The sequence below is a fragment of the Cyanobium sp. Cruz-8D1 genome (assembly GCF_024345975.1).
GTDB lineage: Bacteria > Cyanobacteriota > Cyanobacteriia > PCC-6307 > Cyanobiaceae > Cyanobium.
This window is the reverse complement of record NZ_JAGQCD010000050.1, coordinates 1-17,345: the sequence shown is the minus strand read 5'-3', so window position 1 is coordinate 17,345 and position 17,345 is coordinate 1. Positions and strand designations below refer to the sequence as shown.

General features: G+C 66.0%; 16 protein-coding genes, 1 tRNA gene and 1 pseudogene. 7 read left to right on the top strand and 11 right to left on the bottom strand.

The genetic code is table 11. The annotated features are described in order from the left end of the window. The first annotated feature begins 228 nt into the window (after positions 1–228). Positions 229–399: a hypothetical protein gene (locus tag KBZ33_RS18810; RefSeq protein WP_254954958.1), complete on the top strand. Its 171-nt coding sequence runs from the start codon at positions 229–231 to the stop codon at positions 397–399. Between the two features lie 236 nt (positions 400–635). Here KBZ33_RS18810 and KBZ33_RS18805 read toward each other — a convergent pair whose 3' ends face one another. Beyond that, entirely contained in the window at positions 636–2,231 is a 1,596-nt protein-coding gene (locus KBZ33_RS18805; RefSeq protein WP_254954959.1) for a DUF6880 family protein, read from the bottom strand. A 59-nt stretch (positions 2,232–2,290) separates the two neighbouring features. On the opposite strand from KBZ33_RS18805, the gene KBZ33_RS18800 reads away from it, so the two are divergent. Together KBZ33_RS18800 and KBZ33_RS18795 are read left to right on the top strand one after the other, a co-directional pair. Then, positions 2,291–2,632, top strand: coding sequence for a helix-turn-helix domain-containing protein (locus KBZ33_RS18800; protein WP_254954960.1), 342 nt, complete (start codon positions 2,291–2,293; stop codon positions 2,630–2,632). A 32-nt stretch (positions 2,633–2,664) separates the two neighbouring features. Then, positions 2,665–3,954, top strand: coding sequence for a type II toxin-antitoxin system HipA family toxin (locus tag KBZ33_RS18795; protein ID WP_254954961.1), 1,290 nt, complete (start codon positions 2,665–2,667; stop codon positions 3,952–3,954). A gap of 139 nt (positions 3,955–4,093) precedes the next feature. On the opposite strand, the pseudogene KBZ33_RS18790 reads toward KBZ33_RS18795, so the two are convergent. From KBZ33_RS18790 to KBZ33_RS18775, 4 genes and pseudogenes are all read right to left on the bottom strand, one after another. Next, positions 4,094–4,597: pseudogene (locus KBZ33_RS18790) on the bottom strand (transposase); the annotation flags it as partial. Between the two features lie 213 nt (positions 4,598–4,810). Continuing rightward, positions 4,811–5,308 (bottom strand): transposase family protein, encoded by a 498-nt coding sequence (locus KBZ33_RS18785; protein ID WP_254954962.1) that lies wholly within the window; start codon positions 5,306–5,308, stop codon positions 4,811–4,813. 73 nt (positions 5,309–5,381) lie between these two features. After that, complete coding sequence (locus KBZ33_RS18780) at positions 5,382–5,924, bottom strand: hypothetical protein (protein ID WP_254954964.1); 543 nt, start codon at positions 5,922–5,924, stop codon at positions 5,382–5,384. 436 nt (positions 5,925–6,360) lie between these two features. Then, positions 6,361–6,434: transfer RNA gene (locus KBZ33_RS18775), tRNA-Arg, on the bottom strand. An 83-nt stretch (positions 6,435–6,517) separates the two neighbouring features. On the opposite strand from KBZ33_RS18775, the gene KBZ33_RS18770 reads away from it, so the two are divergent. Next, positions 6,518–7,438: a hypothetical protein gene (locus KBZ33_RS18770; protein WP_254954965.1), complete on the top strand. Its 921-nt coding sequence runs from the start codon at positions 6,518–6,520 to the stop codon at positions 7,436–7,438. A 4-nt stretch (positions 7,439–7,442) separates the two neighbouring features. On the opposite strand, the gene KBZ33_RS18765 is transcribed toward KBZ33_RS18770, so the two are convergent. Together KBZ33_RS18765 and rsmI are read right to left on the bottom strand one after the other, a co-directional pair. Then, positions 7,443–7,682, bottom strand: coding sequence for a hypothetical protein (locus KBZ33_RS18765; RefSeq protein WP_254954966.1), 240 nt, complete (start codon positions 7,680–7,682; stop codon positions 7,443–7,445). A gap of 38 nt (positions 7,683–7,720) precedes the next feature. Continuing rightward, a complete protein-coding gene (gene rsmI, locus KBZ33_RS18760) occupies positions 7,721–8,593 on the bottom strand; it encodes a 16S rRNA (cytidine(1402)-2'-O)-methyltransferase (RefSeq protein WP_255011902.1) in 873 nt (290 codons plus the stop codon). 20 nt (positions 8,594–8,613) lie between these two features. Here rsmI and KBZ33_RS18755 point away from each other — a divergent pair, with 20 nt between their 5' ends. Next, complete coding sequence (locus tag KBZ33_RS18755) at positions 8,614–9,549, top strand: 3'(2'),5'-bisphosphate nucleotidase CysQ (RefSeq protein WP_254954969.1); 936 nt, start codon at positions 8,614–8,616, stop codon at positions 9,547–9,549. Between the two features lie 32 nt (positions 9,550–9,581). Here the strand turns inward: KBZ33_RS18755 and KBZ33_RS18750 are convergent, their stop codons facing one another. The 4 genes from KBZ33_RS18750 to rseP form a co-directional block, all read right to left on the bottom strand. After that, positions 9,582–11,711, bottom strand: coding sequence for a polyribonucleotide nucleotidyltransferase (locus tag KBZ33_RS18750; RefSeq protein ID WP_254954970.1), 2,130 nt, complete (start codon positions 11,709–11,711; stop codon positions 9,582–9,584). Positions 11,712–11,842: 131 nt separating this feature from the next. Then, the gene (rpsN, locus tag KBZ33_RS18745; RefSeq protein WP_254954972.1) at positions 11,843–12,145 is read right to left on the bottom strand and encodes a 30S ribosomal protein S14; all 303 of its coding nucleotides are present in this window, start codon (positions 12,143–12,145) and stop codon (positions 11,843–11,845) included. A gap of 62 nt (positions 12,146–12,207) precedes the next feature. Next, positions 12,208–12,855, bottom strand: coding sequence for an endonuclease III (nth, locus tag KBZ33_RS18740; protein ID WP_254954973.1), 648 nt, complete (start codon positions 12,853–12,855; stop codon positions 12,208–12,210). 1 nt (position 12,856) lies between these two features. Further along, complete coding sequence (gene rseP / locus KBZ33_RS18735; RefSeq protein WP_254954974.1) at positions 12,857–13,948, bottom strand: RIP metalloprotease RseP; 1,092 nt, start codon at positions 13,946–13,948, stop codon at positions 12,857–12,859. A 111-nt stretch (positions 13,949–14,059) separates the two neighbouring features. Between rseP and KBZ33_RS18730 the strand changes: the two genes are divergently transcribed. After that, positions 14,060–14,464: a PilZ domain-containing protein gene (locus KBZ33_RS18730; protein WP_255011901.1), complete on the top strand. Its 405-nt coding sequence runs from the start codon at positions 14,060–14,062 to the stop codon at positions 14,462–14,464. 283 nt (positions 14,465–14,747) lie between these two features. Further along, complete coding sequence (locus KBZ33_RS18725; RefSeq protein ID WP_254954975.1) at positions 14,748–17,246, top strand: hypothetical protein; 2,499 nt, start codon at positions 14,748–14,750, stop codon at positions 17,244–17,246. The last annotated feature ends 99 nt before the right edge of the window (positions 17,247–17,345 follow it).

The window sequence follows — 17,345 nt, the reverse complement described above, 5'->3', positions numbered from 1 at the left end:
CGCCTCGCCGGATTTCAGTCGATCCGAGCCGGACTACAGGCGGTGATGCATGACATCACGACGCTGCTGGAGATGGCGATGCGCCAGCCAGAACCGAACCCATGCTGAAACTTTGAATCAGCCCTGCTGCCTGCCGCATGGGAGCGCCATGGCCGGGCGGCCGGGCCGATCCGCAATCGGGAGCTGCTTGAGCTGGCAGTTACAGAGGCCCTGGCCCACACCTCGCCGATGGTCTCCACCTCGGTGCTGGTGCTGGCCTTCCCCGGCGGCTCCGGCACCGCCTCGCTGGTGCAGCAGGCCCGCCGCATGGCCTCCCGTTCTCCGGTGCCGTTCGCCGTTGTGGAAGTCAGCCAATCCGCCGGTCTCTGGACCGTGCCCGCTGCATCCGCCTGCCCCTGAAGCCTTCCGCGTCCATGGGCGCCTGCCGATCCATTCCCCTCGCACTGCCATGCCTGTTCCCACCCCTATCCCTACAGAGGTCTCCTCTGCCCGAGTGGCAGTCGCTACAGCACCCGTCGGCCCGGCCTGCATTCTCCAGCGTTCCGGTTCCCTGTTCTGAGCGCCCGCGCAGTCTCCCGCAATAGAACAGCAAACCCCAAGCGGCGGCATCCATCTGTTTTTGCCTTCGTCCTGCATCAGCTTCCCTTAGCCATCCCCAGCTCCTGCATGCGCTTCCAGAAGCCGCTCTTGCGGGCATGGTTCTGACGGATCCCGGCGAGGTACGCGTCGTGGCTGGGGATCTCCCCCCAGTCGGCGATGCGCTGGCTGAGCTGCTCGCAGCTCTGCAGATGATGGGCGGCATGGCCGTAGCGGCTGGAGCGAGCGTTGGCCAAGGTGAAGTCCACCATCGATCGCAGGGCGATGGTGGCGGCCAGGGGATGCGCCTGGCTCAGCTTCTCGGCGGTGGCCCCCAGAAGGATGTACTGGTCTCCATCCAGCTGGCTGCGGCGTTTCACCACGAGCTCTGAGGCCCGGCCGAGGCAGGAAGGCCAATGGATCAGGAAGCTCAGCGCCTGATCCACCGAAGGATGGGCCAGGGCCTGCTCGATCGCCCGTTGCTCCGCCGGCCCATCCTCAAAGGCCGGTAGGCGATCGAGGTAATCCCGCAACACATCTGAGCGAAGGCAGCGCGTAAACAAGCTCCAACGGGCGGCTTGGGCCTCGTCCGGCCGGGCCAGGGCTTCAAGGGTTTCGATATGGGTCTCCTCCCATTCCATCTCCGGCCAGCGGCTGCGGTCGGGAGTGGCTCGGGTGAGGTAAGCAAGCGCGTCTTCCGGCCGCCCAACTGCCAGCAGCCGCCGGGCGATGCCGGTGGCGATGCGGGGGAAGCGCTGCTGCTCGGGCGTGTACTGGGCGATGTAGGCATCGATATCGCCCATCGCCGTGGCCACGTCCTGAAGGCCCAGCTTCACGGTCCACTGGCGCGAGCTTTCCTCTCGCTCATGGGCGTAGGTGGGTCCGCCGGAGCCCCAGCCCACCTGCTGCCACTCCTGCCGCGGCGGCACGGGAACCGGCTGCTCGGCCAGCTGCTCGAACCGGGTCTTGAGCAACGCCAGTCCCTCCGGCCCGAGCGCCGGCTTCAACTGCGCGATCACCCCGTCGAAGACCCCATAGCCGTTGTCGCAGAAGGCCTCGAACACCTGCTCCGCCAACGTGGCTGGGTCAAGCGGTGCCGCCTCGGTGAGCCGGGCCAGCTGGCCCATCGCCTGGCGGAACAGATCACCAAACAGCCCGCTGCTGTCATCGCAGCGGCCCAGCACGTTGTTGCCCAGCTCTAGGAACTGCCACAGCAGCTCCCGGGCGGCCGCGGGTTCGGCCTGGGCGATCGGGCCGGTGATCGCCTCCAGCTGCAGGGTGAGCTCCTTGAGCACCGCCCGGCGCTGCTCCCGCTCCAGAAAGCTCCGCGAGCGGGCGATGGTGGCCAGGCGCTGGCGCACCTGGGCAGCGGCGTCGTAGGGACTGGTGGCGTTGGCCACAGCCAGGCGGATGCGGCGCTTGATCGCTGGGTCACTTCCGGCCAGCTCCAGCAGCAGCTCCACCAGGCACTCGGGTCCCAGGGCGATCAAGGTCTGGGTATTCAGGGCGGAGGAACGGGGCACCGGCAGGGAGCCACGGAACGACTCCCCAGCCTGGCCGATCGGGCCGCTCTGAACGGTGAGGCCAGGTGCGATCGCCAGCGCTCCCCGGACATGGCCCTGGGCATCAACTGCCGTGGCAGGCCATGGTGCCATCAGGCAACCCATGAGTCTTTTAAGATGTCATCATTCATCCTTGCCTGTCGTTTGCCTGCTTGGCCCAGCTCAGTCCCATCGTTCAGCACCCCCCGGCGGCCCTGGAGCAGGCCCTGCAGCGGCTGGGCCGCAACATCCGCACCGCCCGGCTGCGGCGTCGCTGGCGGCTGGAGGACGTGGCCGAACGGATGGGCGTGAGTCGCTTCACCGTGGCCGATGTGGAGCGCGGCAAGCCCGGCACCTCGATGGCCGCCTACCTCGGTGCCCTTTGGGTCCTGGGGCTGCTCGATCAGCTACAGGTGGTGGCAGATCCCGACCGGGATGAGGAGGGCAAGGCCCTGGAGGCGGCTCGCCAGCCGGGTCAGGCCCCCCGCCGCCATCGCTTCGACGACGACTTCTGATCCACCACGCCTACCCGCGGCGCTCTCCAGCCATGCCATCGGATCTCGAGTGCTACGTCTATGTGGTCCTGCCGGGCAGCACGGAGTTCGTCACCGCCGGCCGGTTTTCGCAGAGCCGCGATCGGCAGGGCCAACTGGTGGGCACGTTCGTCTATGGCCGCCGCTACCGGGAGCGCGCGGAGGCCGTGGAGCTGGATCCCGTCCAGCTGAAGCTGCGCCAGGGCCCCTTCGAGACGGCCCGTCTGGGGGGCTTCTTCGGGGCGCTGCGCGATGCCCTGCCGGATCACTGGGGTCGCCGGGTGATCGCTCGCCATGGCGGCCTGGGGGAGCCCAGCGATTTCGATCTGCTGCTGCTCGGGCCAGATGACCGCTGCGGTGCGGTGGGCTTTGGCCGCGGCGTTGAACCACCGGCGCCGCAGCGTCGCTTCCACCGCACCCTCGATCTGGAACGCATCAAGCAGGCGGCCGATGCGATTCTCAGCGAGGAACCCCAACGGGCAGGCTCGGCCCTGGAGCAGGTGGAGGGGCTGCTTGGCCAGGCCGGCACCTCGATGGGCGGCGCCCGCCCCAAGACCACCGTGGAGGCCGATCAGGCCCTCTGGCTGGCCAAGTTCCCAGCGCCTTCGGATACCTGGAACCAGCCGCGGGTGGAGCACGGTCTGCTGCTGCTGGCTCGCCGCTGCGGACTGCAGGTGGCCGACAGTCGTCTAACCCGGGTGGGCGATGTGGATGTGTTGCTGGTGAAGCGTTTCGATCGCGACTGGAGCGAAGGCGGATACAGGCGCCATCGCATGGTGAGTGCCCTCACCCTGCTGCAGGCCGAAGACAGCGCCACCGATCGCGGCAAGTGGTCCTATCTGCTGCTGGCCGACGAGCTCCGCCGCGTCAGCGTTCAACCGGCGGTGGATCTGCGGGAGCTGTTCAGCCGGATCTGCTTCAACGCCGCGGTCTCGAATATGGACGACCATCCCCGCAACCATGCGCTGCTGGCCCGATCCCGCAGCTGGCAGCTCAGCCCTGCCTACGACCTCACCCCTGCACCCGTGCAGGCCGAGACCCGACGCGACCTGGCGATGGCCTGTGGCCTGGTGGACCGCAGCCCCAGCCGCTGGGCCAACCGCCGGGCGATCCTGGCCGCGGCGGGCCGGTTTCTGCTGCAGCCGGCAGAAGCCGAAGCGATCCTCACGCGGATCTTCACCACCGTGGCGACCAGCTGGGAGGCCACCCTGCGCGAAGCCTCGGTGAGCCACGGCGACTGCCAGCGCCTCAGCCGCGCCTTCCTATACCCGGGGCTGGAGCTGGATCCGGAGGTGGCGGAGTGATGGCCGCCCCACTGCTCGCCGCCCAGTACGGGCACAATCCACCCATGTGCAGCAGCTTGAACGCCCCGCCCTATGTCCATCGCTGACGACCTCGTTCTCTGAAGTCATCCCCCCTGATGCCCAGGGCTGATTCAAAGTTTCAGCATGGGTTCGGTTCTGCCTGGCGCATCGCCATCTCCAGCAGCGTCGTGATGTCATGCATCACCGCCTGTAGTCCGGCTCGGATCGACTGAAATCCGGCGAGGCGCAGCAGGTTGAGGGCTGCCGTTCGCAGGCTCGCCATCGCGCCAGCGCCATTGCCCCGGTAACGGTGGGCGTCCTCATGCAGCTGTGTGTCCCGGATCCAGTGCCAGCTCTCAATGCTCCAACGGTCCCGCACCTGTCGCAGCAGAGCTTCTGGCGTGGTGCGCAAGCTGGTGAGAAAGTGGTGGGTGGCGTGAAATGGCTTGCCATCACGGGTGCCCTCGGCGGTCACATCCACGATCCAGCTGGTGCCGCTCCAGGCCTCCTGGATGTGCCCCGGAGCCTCTTTCGCCCGCAGCGTCCAGGTGATGTCGCGGCCATGGCTGACCTCGTGATCGGTTGCCACGAAAGGGATTTTGCGCTTTCCCTGGAACTGGCTGCGGATCTGGCGGTACAGCGTCTTCTGGTTGGCTCACCGCTTCGCGGAAGGCTTCGCCTACACCGTCAGCAGGAAGTCGGCCCCCTGCTCCTGGAGGAGTTGAAAAAAGGGCGCTGCGTATGAAGCGCATCCGCCTGGATCAACACGCCCTCAAGTTCCAGCTCACCGAGGAGCGCTTTGAGCACAGCCCGCTCATGGTTTTCGCCGGTGGCGTAGCAGGCCTGGCTGTAACCCTCAGGCTTCTGCGAAGCAGTACGCCACGCCCAGAGCGGCTGAGTAGAGCGTCACCTGGGCAATGAATGCCGAGCCACCTCCAGGTGTGTGCTCGATCGAACCCCGCAGGGTCTTACCGTCACACACCAGCTGGTCGAGACCCGCTGCACCACCAGGGATCTGGGCAATCGTCCAATCACGGATAGCAGCGCAGAGGGCCACCACGTCCACCTGCAGGAAGAAGTACCGAAACGCTGAATCCGACGGCGGCCGCCGCAATTTGAGCCCCAGCTGCTCACCTAATACCGCATGGTGGCGCCGTGCGAAGGCGAAGCCTTCTCCGAAGGAGTACCGCTCCAGATCCCTCAAGCTTTCGCAGCCGCTCAAGATGCCCAGCACGGCCACCAGCAGCAGATACCAGGCGGGGATACGTATCCCACGCCGCATCCGCGTGTCGGGGATCGCCTTGAGGAAGCTGATCAGATCGAGATCGGTTGCAGCAGAGCAGGTTTCGCGCACAGAGAAGGAGCAAGCCCGCTCAGCGAACCCAACGCTGGCAGCTCAGGCCAGCGCGCTTGTGACACACTTTGAATCAGCCCTGCTCAGGACGCAGGCCAAAGGCAGCCACCAATTGGAACCCCAGCCGCCACCGGGGATCAGGAATGTCGTCGACCATCTCGAGGATGTGCTGCACCTCGATTGGGGTTGTGCGGTTGATCTCGGCTCTCTTTCTCCCGACATAGGGACTCAGATCCAGCGGTGGTGCCCAACAGTCCGCTAACCGTTCCCCATCAACGGACCAGCGGAGCAGCGCCGCGGTCTGCTGAACCTGCATCTGCCGCCCTCTGGCTCCAGGCTGCTGGGACCAGCGACTGATCACTGCATCCAGCAGCTGGCGCGACTGGCTTGGCGCCGGCTGTCTCTGCATCACGGCAAACACTTCGCGCATCCGTGGCTGCCAGACCTTGACCCACGAGCTGCTCTTCAGTTCTCCACTGCTGATCTTGCGTTCGCGGTAGCTCTCGATCAGTGCAGGCCAGTTGATCGGACCATCAGGATCTGAATCCAGCGACGGTTCGGTCTCGGCGGGGCAGTTTGCATTGATCGTGTCCTTCTCTGTGTCCTGGCTGCCCAAGTGCAGCTGCAGGGCCTGGTCGAGGGGCGTTCCCGCCACGAAGGCTTCTCTTGCTGCGACAGCCGCCGCTGCAATGTCTTCGGCATGGGCCGCTGACCAGGGCCAGCCCAACAGCACCTGGCGCTGCTTTCCATCGCCAGCCCCAGCCGTGACCCGGAGCCTGGCCCTCCCTCTGTAGGGACTGACAGACCACCCTCTCGAGAACCCCCGCGCCTGCATCCTCAGGGCCAGCAGGGCGCTCACGGGATCGGGCTTTCTGGCGGGCGCCGAGCGGGCCATGCGCGGGAGGGGGCGGAACTGCTCACAGGTGTGAGCAGAAGTGTGAGCAGTTTGACCTCAGAGCTTGGCACGGGTGGGCAGGAGAAGGCAGCGACTTTCAGCCTGAAAGCCGCTGCCTTGACTAGGATTTGGACCAAATTCAAGGCCCTGACTGAAACGCCCCCTGATGGGTTCGAACCATCGACCGGCTGCTTAGAAGGCAGCTGCTCTATCCAGCTGAGCTAAGGGAGCACGCAGCGCATTGTGGCAGCGTTCGGGGGCCAGTCCACTCCGGTAGCCACCCGTACAGTGGACGACCGCGCTTGAACCGTTCCATGGCCGCCACCCGGCTCAGCGACAGCCAGAAAACCGAGCTGGTTGGGCGCTTCCGGGAAGGTTCCAGCAGCCAGGAACTGGCGGTCACCTACGGCTGCAGCCCCAACACGGTCATCCGGGTGGTGCGCCTGGAGCTGGGGGACGAGGCCTACGAGCGCGTCAAGTCCGAGCGCTCCCGCCGCCGCAGCCGGCCGCCGCTGGATGGGGCCGCCCCCCCGGAAGCCCTGCAGACGGCCCTGGCGATCAGCAGCACCGACGAATCCAGCCCGGAACCGGAACCCACCCCTGAACCCACCGAGGCCTTCACCCCCGAGGAGCCCGAGCCCGAGCTTGAGCCCGCGCCTCCCGCGCCCGCGCCTGCCCGCAAGGTGTTGCCCGATCCCCCCCGTCGCCTGAGCGTGGCGGCGCCGGTGAGGGCCGAGACGGTGGCGGAGGACGGACCCGCGGTGCTCGCCATTGAGGATGCCGACGACTTCGGCGGCGATGACGACGACCTGCTGACCAGTGACGACGACGACAGCGAGGACGGCGCTGACGGGGAGTTCAACCCGTTCCAGGTGATCCCTGTGGTCCGTCTCGACGACGGTGCAGCGGCCGGTGGCGAGGGCCAGCTCCAGCCCCTGGTGGCCGCCGCGCTGCCCACCAGTGCCTACATGCTGGTGGACAAGACGGTGGAACTGCAGGCCCGGCCCCTGAGCGAGTTTCCCGAGCTGGGACGGCTACCCGCCGCCGAACTGGAGCGCCAGGCGCTGGTGGTGTTCCTCAATCCCCGCCAGGCCAAGCGCCAGTGCGGCCGCACCCAGCGGGTGATCAAGGTGCCCGACCTCAAGGTGTTCGAGCTCACGGCCCCCTACCTGCTGGCCCAGGGCATCAGCCGGGTGGTGATTGAGGGAGCCCTCTACGCCCTGCCGGGCAGCTGAGGCCTCAGCCCTCGTCGGCGGGGGTGGTTCCGGGCAGCAGCAGGGCCGCGCTGGCGCCGCCGCTGATCACCCCCAGCACCAGGGCGACGCCCACGATGAAGCCAGTCGGCAACGGGGCGGTGCGGGTGAGGCCGAGGCGCAGCTGCGGCCGATCCTCCAGGTTCTGGGCCCCCAGGCAGAGCAGGGCCAGCAGCAGGGTGCCGCCCAGCAGGCTGCCGCACAGGAGGCGCAGGCGCAGAAGCATCGCGGCAGCAGCGGGGTGGACCCCAGTCTGCCCTGGCTTCAGAGCGGCGGGGCCGGCTCCTGGTGCAGCAGGGCGTAGAGGGCCCGGCGGCTGTGGCCGCTGCTGAGCGCCAGGCTGCGGGCGGCCTCCCGGTTGCTGAGGCCCCCCCGCACCAGCGCCTCGAGGGCGTGGCGCAGGGCGGTTTCGTCCCAGACGGGTGCGGCCGCCGGCGGGGCACCGCCCAGCACCAGGGTGCATTCCCCCTGGGGCGGGGTGCGTTGGAAGTGCTCCAGGGCCGCCGCCACGCTGGGGCCCACCTGTTCTTCGTGGCGCTTGGTGAGTTCCCGGGCCACCTGCAGGGGCCGGTCCCCCAGCACGGCCAGCAGGTCTTCGAGCAGGGCCAGCAGCCGGTGGGGGGCTTCGAACAGGACCATTGTGCGCTCCTCGCCGGCCAGGGCCTCCAGCCGTTGGCGCCGGGGCCCGCCCTTCGGCGGCAGGAACCCCTCGAAGCAGAAGCGGCCCGACGGCAGGCCGCTGCTCACCAGGGCGGTGGTGACGGCGCTGGGGCCGGGGATGCAGATCACCTGGCGGCCGGCGGCGCGGACGGCGGCCGCCAGCTCCTGGCCGGGATCCGACACGCCGGGCAGGCCGGCATCGCTGATCAGGGCGATCGCTTCGCCCGCCTCCAGGGCCGCCAGCAGCTGGGGGATGCGGGCCGTCTGGTTGTGCTGGTGGAAGCTGAGCAGGGGCACCCGCAGGCCGAGGTGATGCAGCAGCAGGCCGCTGCGGCGGGTGTCCTCGCAGGCGACCCGGCTGGCGCCGGCCAGCACCCGCCGGGCCCTTGGGGAAAGGTCGTCGAGGTTGCCGATGGGGGTGCCCACCAGATAGAGAACTCCGGCGGCGGGTTCGTGCTCCTGCACCGGTTCCTGCACAATGCCTTTTTCTCGCTCCCATGATGCCGTCTCCCTTCGCCCTGCCCGACGGCATCGGCTGTGAACCGCTGCTGACGGAGCTGCGCCGACTGGCCTGGGGCGCCGCCGACATCCTGCGGGCCTACGCCCGCGGTGAGCAGCCCCCCTACGGCTTCCCGCCGGCGATGAGCGTCGACCATGGCGGCGAGGGGCCGGTGTCGGCGGCGGATCTGGCGGTGAACCGCTGGTTGCTGGATGGCCTGGCGGAGGCTTTCCCGGCCGCCGGCTGGACCCTGCTGAGCGAGGAGACCGCCGCCGAGGTGCTGGTGCCGGGCCAGCCACTGGACGCCGAGTGGCTGTGGATCCTCGATCCCCTCGATGGCACCAAGGACTTCCTGCAGGGCACCGGTGAGTACGCCGTCCATCTGGCCCTGGTGCACGGCCAGCGGCCGGTGCTGGGGGTGGTGCTGCTGCCGGAGCCGGAGGAGCTCTGGTTCGGGCTGCTGGGCGCCGGTGGGGCCGGCAACGGGGCAGGAGAGGCCTGGCGGGAGAACCGGGCCGGCGAGCGCTTTGCGCCTGCCCTGAGCGGCCGTAAGGACGATCTGGTGCTGGTGGCCAGCCGCAACCACCGCGACGGGCGGCTGGAGCAGTTGCTGGCCGACCTGGGACCCGCCCGCAGCCTGGCGATCGGCAGCGTCGGCGGCAAGGTGGCGACGATCCTGCGGGGGGAGGCCGACCTCTACATCTCGCTCTCGGGCCGCAGTGCTCCCAAGGACTGGGACATGGCCGCCCCGGAAGCGGTGCTGCGCGCCGCCGGCGGCGGCTTCGACCATGCCGATGGCCGGCCACTGCTCTACAACACCGGTGATGTGCGCCAGGCTGGCTGCCTGATCGCCAGCAACGGCCCGGCCCAGGCCGAGATCTGCCGCCGTGCCGCTAGAGCGATGGCGACCATCGATCCGGGCTTCGCGGTGTGAGGGCCTGACCGCCGGGCCAGGCCCCCGGGGCCTCAGACTGGCGCCGGCTCCTGCTGCTCCACGCCCCGCAGGGTCAGGTTGATGCGGCCGCGGTTGTCGATCTCGCGCACCCGCACCGTCACCTGGTCGCCGACGTTGACCACGTCTTCGACCTTCTCGACCCGTGACTCGGACAGCTGGGAGATGTGGATCATCCCCTCCTTGCCGGGCAGGATCTCCACGAAGGCACCGATCGGGATCACCCGGGTGACGGTGCCGTTGAACACCTCGCCTTCGCTGACGCGACGGGTGAGGCCCTCGATGATGCGCTGGGCCTCCTCGGCGGCGGCGCCGTCATGGCTGGCGATCGTGACGATGCCGCCGTCCTCGATGTCGATCTTGGTGTTGGTGCGCTCGGTGATGCCCTTGATGGTGCGGCCGCCGGGGCCGATCACCGTGCCGATCAGTTCCGGATCGATGCGGAAGCTGAGCAGGCGCGGGGCATGGGGGGAGAGGGTGTCGCGGGGCTTGTCGATCGCCTCGAGCATCTTGCCGAGGATGTGCAGCCGGGCCGGGCGGGCCTGGTTGATCGCTTCGGCGATGGTCTTCACCGCCAGGCCGGAGATCTTCATGTCCATCTGCAGGGCGGTGATGCCCTTCTCGGTGCCGGCCACCTTGAAGTCCATGTCACCGAGGAAGTCCTCGATGCCCTGGATGTCGGTGAGGATCCGCACCTCGTCGCCCTCCTTGATCAGGCCCATGGCGGCGCCGCTCACGGGGGCGGCCAGGGGGACGCCGGCATCCATCAGGGCCAGGGTGCTGCCGCACACCGAACCCATCGAGGTGGAGCCGTTGGAGCTGAGGCACTCCGACACCACCCGCAGGACGTAGGGGAAGCTCTCCTTGGAGGGCAGCACGGGGATCAGGGCCCGCTCAGCCAGGGCGCCATGGCCGATCTCGCGGCGACCGGGGGAGCGCATCGGGCGCGTCTCCGCCACCGAGTAGGGGGGGAAGTTGTAGTGGTGCAGGTAGGTCTTCTCGCTGATGGGGTTGAGATCGTCCATCTCCTGGGCATCGCTCGGGGTGCCGAGGGTGGCGCAGGAGAGCACCTGGGTGAGCCCACGCTGGAACAGGCCCGAACCATGCACGCGCTTGGGCAGCACACCCACGGCCGCCTGAATCGGACGCACCTCGTCGAGGCTGCGGCCATCCACCCGCTTGCCTTCGGTGATGATCTGCTGCCGCATCAGCTTCTTGGTGAGGCCCTTGTAGGTGTTGCCCAGGACCTTGCTGTTGCTGCTCACCGCCACCCGGATCGGATCGTCATCCTTGAGGGCAGCGATCTTGTGGCTGACTTCGGCCTTGATGGCGTCGAGCTTCTCGTCGCGCTCACCCTTGGTCTGGCTGAACTGCTTGAGCACCTCACCGATGCCACCGGCGCATTCCTGCTCCAGGTACGAGGGCAGGGCGGCATCTTCGCTGCGCTCTTCGGGGAGCACCTGCTCGATGCCGAGTTCCTTGAGCAGCTCGAGCTGGGCCCGCAGCAGTTCGCCCACGGCTTCGTAGCCGAAATCGATGGCCTCGATCACATCCTGTTCGGGCAGCTGGTTGGCGCCCGCTTCCACCATCACCACGCCGGCAGGCGAGCCGGCGACGACCAGATCCAGCTCGCTGCGCTCGATCTCGCGGAAGCTGGGGTTGAGCACGAAGTCGTCACCGAGCAGGCCGACGCGCACGGCGGCCATCGGGCCCATGAAGGGGATCTTCGCCAGCAGGGTGGCCATCGAGGCCCCGGTGACGGCGAGCACATCGGGCGGGACCCGCTCATCGAGGGACATGCAGGTGGCGACGATCTGCAGGTCGTCGCGCAGCCAGCCCGGGAACAGGGGCCGCATGGGCCGGTCGATCAGGCGACAGGTGAGGATGGCTCGCTCGGGGGGGCGGGCCTCACGACGGAAGAAACTGCCGGGGATGCGGCCGGCGGCGTAGAGACGCTCTTCGTAATCGCAGATCAGGGGCAGGAAATCGATGCCTTCGCGGCCTTTCGAGCGGGTGGCGGTGACCAGGATCGACGTATCGCCGCATTCCACCATTACTGAGCCCCCAGCCTGGGGCGCAAATCGGCCGCTGGTCAGCCGGATCTCCCGACCATCGAAGGAGATCGACTGAGTGTGTCCTTGCACTGGGCGTTATGTCCGTTTTGTTGTCACGCACCATTCTCGCATCCACCCCCGCCCGGCCATGAAGAAGGCGCCCTCCAGGGGCGCCTGCTGCGGCTGAGAGCCGTTGCGGCAAGGAGCTTGCGCCCCGGCGATCACCAGCTGGACTTGACCACGCCGGGGAGCTCGCCTTTGTGGGCCCGCTCGCGCAGCTGGTTGCGGCAGAGTCCGAAATCGCGGTAGAAGCCGCGGGGCTTGCCGGTGGCCCAGCAGCGGTTGCGGATGCGGTTGGGGGCGCTGTTGCGGGGCAGCGACTGCAGCTTGCGGTGGATCTCCAGGCGCTCCATCGGATCGCCGGCCGCATCGAAGGCCTCCTTGAGGGCGGCACGGCGCGTCGCGAAACGCTCCACGATCTTGCGGCGCTTGACGTCACGCGCGATCATCGACTTCTTCGCCATGCGGCCGGAGGAGGGAGAAACTTCAGCCTGTCACCCTACCTGTTGGGCTGACCTGCCAGGGGTCAGGTCCCCGGATGGCTGGGGCAGAGGTCGGCTAGGCCGCAGCCCTGGCAGCGGGGCTTGCGGGCCACGCAGACGGCCCGGCCGTGGAAGATCAGCCGGATCGAGAGGTTTTCCCACTCGGGCCTGGGCAGCAGCTTCATCAGATCAGGCTCGATCCGCTTCGGGTCGGTGTGGCGGGTGAGCCCGAGCCGGTGGGCCAGCCGCTTGACGTGGGTGTCGACGGTGACGCCGGCATTGATACCGAACGCGTGGGCCAGCACCACGTTGGCGGTCTTGCGCGCCACCCCCGGCAGGGGCAGCAGCTCCTGCATCGAGGCGGGCACGGTGCCGCCGTGGTGTTCCATCAGCAGCCGGGAGGCGGCCACGATGTGTTTGGCCTTGTTGCGGTAGAAGCCGGTGGATTGCACATAGGGCTCCACTGCCTCGCTCTCGACGGCGGCGGCGGCGGCGGCATCGGGGAAGCGCTCGAACAGGGCCGGGGTCACCTTGTTGACCCGCGCGTCGGTGCACTGGGCCGAGAGCATGGTGGCCACGAGCAGCTCGTAGGGGGTGCGCCAATCGAGGGAGCAGGTGGCGTGGGGATAGAGGGCGCCAAGCCGCGCGAGGATCAGCGGCGCCCGCTTGCGGGGGCTGGGAAAGCGGGACACCTCAGCGGCTGAGCAGCTGCTGGATCGCCGGCAGCTGGCTGGTGTCCTTGACGATCAGGACCAGGGAGAGGCCCACCAGGAACACAAAGCCCGACTGCATGAAGGCCATTTGGTAGCGGTCGGCCAGGGGGCGGCCACGTACCCCCTCCAGCAGCAGCAGGGCGAACTGGCCGCCATCGAGCAGGGGCAGGGGCAGGGCATTGAGCACCGCCAGGTTGATCGAGATCAGGGCGGTGAACAGGAACAGGCTGCTGCCCCCCTGGCTGGCCAGGGAGGCCCCCATCTCGACGATCTTCACCGGGCCCGACACCTGGGGGGCGGTTTCACCGAAGTGGGTGATCAAGGTGCCGAAGCCTTCCACGGTGCGGCGCGTCAGCGTTAGGAAGTCGTGGTTGGCCTGCAGGATCGGCTCCAGCGGGCTGGTGGCGGGCCGGAAGGTTTCGCTGCCGTTGGGCTGCAGCTGGGCGCCGATGCGGCCGATGCCGCCGCTGTCGGTGGGGGTGAGGGGCAGGGTCAGCGTGGTGCCGTTGCGATCGGCCTGCAGGCTCAAGGTCAGGCCGGGGGCGTCCTTGATGCGGCCCACCAGGGCCATCACGGCCTCCTGGCCGCCGGCCAGGGGGGTGCCATCCACCGCCACGATGCGGTCGCCGGGCTGGAGGCCGGAGCCGGCGGCCGCTTGGCCGGGCTGCACGGCGGCCACCACCACGCCGGGGGTGGCGCTGAAGCCGGAGGGGATGCCCAGCACCAGCCCCTGGGCCAGCAGCACGCTCCAGGCCAGCAGCAGGTTGGCGATCACGCCGGCGGCGATCACCAGGGCCCGCTGGGCCAGGGGCCGGTTGCGCATCAGGTCGGGATCGTCAGCGGCAATGCTGCTGCTGTCCTCCTCGTCGTCGGGGAAGGCCACGAAGCCCCCCAGGGGGATGGCCCGCAGGGCGAACAGCACCCCGCGGCGCCGCCGCTCGATCAGGGCGGGCCCGAAGCCGATCGAGAAGCCGCTGACCCGGATGCCCTGCCAGGTGGCGGCAAAGAAGTGGCCGGCCTCGTGCACCACGATCAGGCCCGCCAGGATCGCCAACGCCGTCAGTACACCCATTCCATCTCCCTGCTCTGGTGGCTTCATTCTGCGGGAACCGCCCCGGCAGCGTGCCAGGGGCCCAGAGCCATGGCACCGCGGGGACTGGGACATAACATGCCCCCATCGCAATTGAAGACTGTCTGGATGTCACCAGAACAGACCGAGGGGGAAGGGCCGCTGGAGGAGTTGCGTACGGCACTGCGCCATGTCCTGCCCCCGGGGGTGTCTGCCAGCATCCGTCTGTCCTCCGGGCGCACGGTCTATGTAACGGCGAGAGACATCAGCCGTACGGGGGCCTGCGTCATCCGGCGCGGCTCGCTTGAGGTCGTCGCGCAGGAAGAAGTGCTTCTCGACGTGAGCGACTACGAAAGGAATCAGAGCATTTCCCTGCCCGCTCGCGTTCAGTGGGTCAAAACCAAGAGCTACAACACCTTGGTGGGGCTGGTCTTCTCGGACGGTCCGCTGCTGCCGGGCACCATGCTGGATCAATATCTGGACCAGACGCTGAAGGCTCGGGGCTCCGTGGCGGAGTGAGGCTCCTCTGATGGGCTCTGCCGGAGCCTAATTTTAGGCCCGTGAATGGATGGATTCGGAAGCCAGGCCTGCAACGCCGTGAGCGCCAATTCACCTCGGCTGCTCCAAACGATTGACCTGCTTAGGTCTTTTTGGCTTGAGGACCTGGATTGCTCTTGGCCGATGGGGCAGGAGACCACCCCATCCAGTAACCAGGAGCTTCTGGTTTTGCTAGCGTTTCGCGAGATCCAAATGAAAAGGTGGAATCACCCACTGGAGTCCACGCCACATAAACCGTTCTGCCATGTCCCCTAAAGCCCGCTTTCGCAACGCAAGGCTTCTTCTTCAACTGTTTACCGCTCACTCCAAGAAAGAGCAGCAGGTGGGCTCGATCATGGTGGCAGGCGTCCTGGTGATCCTCGCTCTGCTTGTCGGCACATTGGGTCTTGTGGCGATCGTTAACGGTTCCAACCAGGCTTCGCTTGGTAGCGGAGAGAGCCGAGATGCGCAGCAGGTGGCGGAAGCCGGCGCCGATCAGATCATCGCCACATTCAACCAACCTGAGAACCGTCAGTTGTTGGTGGCGGGAAGTACGCCTCCCGACCAATGGAGCACCACCAACATGAACTTGCGGAGCCCGTGTGTCTCTACAAGCAATGTTCGCCCCGGTGCAAACAATGATGGCATGCCATCTGCTAGGGCGATAAATCTAGCTGATGATCAATTCCGCAATCTTGAGAATGCTGATCAAGTCAATCAGGGTAATCGACGCTTTCGCCTGCGCACAATTCGTTATTCCACTGGGAATTCAGGCAGTACAGATCGTCGGGCCGTCTACCGCACCTTCGACGCCGATGGAACGGTACGGAGCCAGGCCGGAACGATTCCTACGGGCACAACGTTCAATACGCTTCTAAATCTGGACGACCCCGATGGCGGCGGGGCTCTGCGGCCGGGCACGCATACGGGGTATGTGGCTGTCACGGTGGAAGGCCGTCTTTACCGGCCGGATGGCACGTTCTCCACGTCAACCATCACGAAGGAATTTGAGGTCCTGCCCAAGTGCTGTGGTGGTTCCTTCGGCAGCAATGATTCCGGCGGCAACACCTCAGGCACTTCTGCAGCTGGCGATTTGGGTGCCGACAGTCGCTTCTGCGGCATTGAGTTTGGCATGATCACCGGCATCAATGGGGGACGATTTCTCTCCCAGGCTGCCAACGATCGCTACACCAAACGGAACTCGGCAGGCCAAGTCGTCAATATTGGAGCGATTCTAGGGATCATCGCCGATTCCAGCTATGTGTGGGATCGCAACACCCAGCAAGTTGTCAGCAACATCCAAGTTGGTTGTCGAACCGTTCCTAGTCCATGCAATACATCCGCAGAGATCATTCCTGGTGACACAAGCGGGAACACCCTTGTCAATTATCACGCAGTTTTCAATGGAACCACAACGCCAGGCATTTGTCCCCCGGTCTCTCTCTCGCCGCTTTCTCAGGCCCTTGGCAATGCCGCTTCCATTGCAGGTCGTGCGGCTTCCTGCATTCCGATCGTCCCGCTTTTCCTCTCTTCCGGGTTGCCCAGCATAGCCAGTAAGTACACCCATGTATGGGCGGCTGGTGGCCATCCCGACATTGTCAGCAAGCAAACGGTCACTTCTGCGAGTCCCGGTGATTATCCCCAGATCAGGCTTGAGTCTGGTGATCAGACTGGCGTCAATGCTGCCGGTGTCAACCTATGGATCCGATCCAACGGAGCTACTTCGGTCAACCAGGCCACGCCTGGACCGTTCCTTGAATATTGCAACACCAGATGGTTGCCAGGCAACGCCTGTTCCTCTGTCTTTGATGGATCGGGCTCCAGGATTCACACCTGGGCGGTGATCTCCAGGCCCGGTCCTTTGACGGGAGGAATTGGCGATGACTTCGCTTCCAACAGCCTGTCTGGCTATACCGCCAACTCCACACCACGATGGCCTTCCATCTGGCAGTTTAACGATCGCGTGAGCAGCAATCTCACAACAGGTGAACTGCTATTTCTGAATGGAGAAGTCGTCTTTCGAAACACATTGAACACGAATTGGGCGAGTGGCTTTGTAAATGCGCCATCTATAGCTAGAGCTGTAAATCTTTATGCACTGAAAACTCCGGTACTTGAGTTCACTTTTGAACGAACAGGCGTTGGAAGCTTTACTGGCGATAGTGCCCTGAGATTGGACTATAGTTTTGGTGGTGGTGTTACTACTGATGGCAACATCAACACCAACACAGGCTGGGTTGGGCTTGCAACCATAACAGCAAACGGCGCTGTTTCTGGTGCCGCTAGTGGCTCCAACTGCACTAATCCTGGAGGCTCAAATCCCACAATCATCTGCAGGATTGCCTTCCCGGCAGCAGCATACGCGGCCAGCAACCGTTTTAGTCACTATGTGAAGTTCCGCATAAAGCCGAACGACCAGTATCGTCAAAATAACAATCTACGCACCGTCACTCTGGACAACGTTGCCATCAAGAGCTCAACGGCAGGAGCTGATCCTGAGTATCTCAACTGGTGCGAATACAGCGCAAGCTTCCCCGTAACGACGTCATTCTCGGGCGGTTTCCATTGCCTCGGCCCCACCATTGACATCCAAGCACTTGGCAACAACCTATGGGTTGATACCACAGACCATTCGGTCAGCTTTTACTACAACCGCCCAACAGATTCCAGAGGCATCTCCAATACGGCGCCTTTGATCAATCTTGTCCGCGGTGGGGCGATGTCTAACGTGTCTTGCTTAAGAGTTTGCGGAAAAACCGTCTAAGCAGTCGTGTTTTCCCATCTCCGAGCTGATTTCTCGGTGATTTCGTCAGATGGGTTCAGTTCGAGCGCTCAGACAGCCCGATTTCGCCGCATTTTGACT

Coding starts and splice junctions, on each gene's coding strand:
- KBZ33_RS18810 (WP_254954958.1), top strand. CDS start 229: ATGGTCTCCACCTCGGTGCTGGTGCTGGCCTTCCCCGGCGGCTCCGGC.
- KBZ33_RS18805 (WP_254954959.1), bottom strand. CDS start 2,231: ATGGCACCATGGCCTGCCACGGCAGTTGATGCCCAGGGCCATGTCCGG.
- KBZ33_RS18795 (WP_254954961.1), top strand. CDS start 2,665: ATGCCATCGGATCTCGAGTGCTACGTCTATGTGGTCCTGCCGGGCAGC.
- KBZ33_RS18770 (WP_254954965.1), top strand. CDS start 6,518: ATGGCCGCCACCCGGCTCAGCGACAGCCAGAAAACCGAGCTGGTTGGG.
- KBZ33_RS18765 (WP_254954966.1), bottom strand. CDS start 7,682: ATGCTTCTGCGCCTGCGCCTCCTGTGCGGCAGCCTGCTGGGCGGCACC.
- KBZ33_RS18755 (WP_254954969.1), top strand. CDS start 8,614: ATGATGCCGTCTCCCTTCGCCCTGCCCGACGGCATCGGCTGTGAACCG.
- rpsN (WP_254954972.1), bottom strand. CDS start 12,145: ATGGCGAAGAAGTCGATGATCGCGCGTGACGTCAAGCGCCGCAAGATC.
- rseP (WP_254954974.1), bottom strand. CDS start 13,948: ATGGGTGTACTGACGGCGTTGGCGATCCTGGCGGGCCTGATCGTGGTG.
- KBZ33_RS18725 (WP_254954975.1), top strand. CDS start 14,748: ATGTCCCCTAAAGCCCGCTTTCGCAACGCAAGGCTTCTTCTTCAACTG.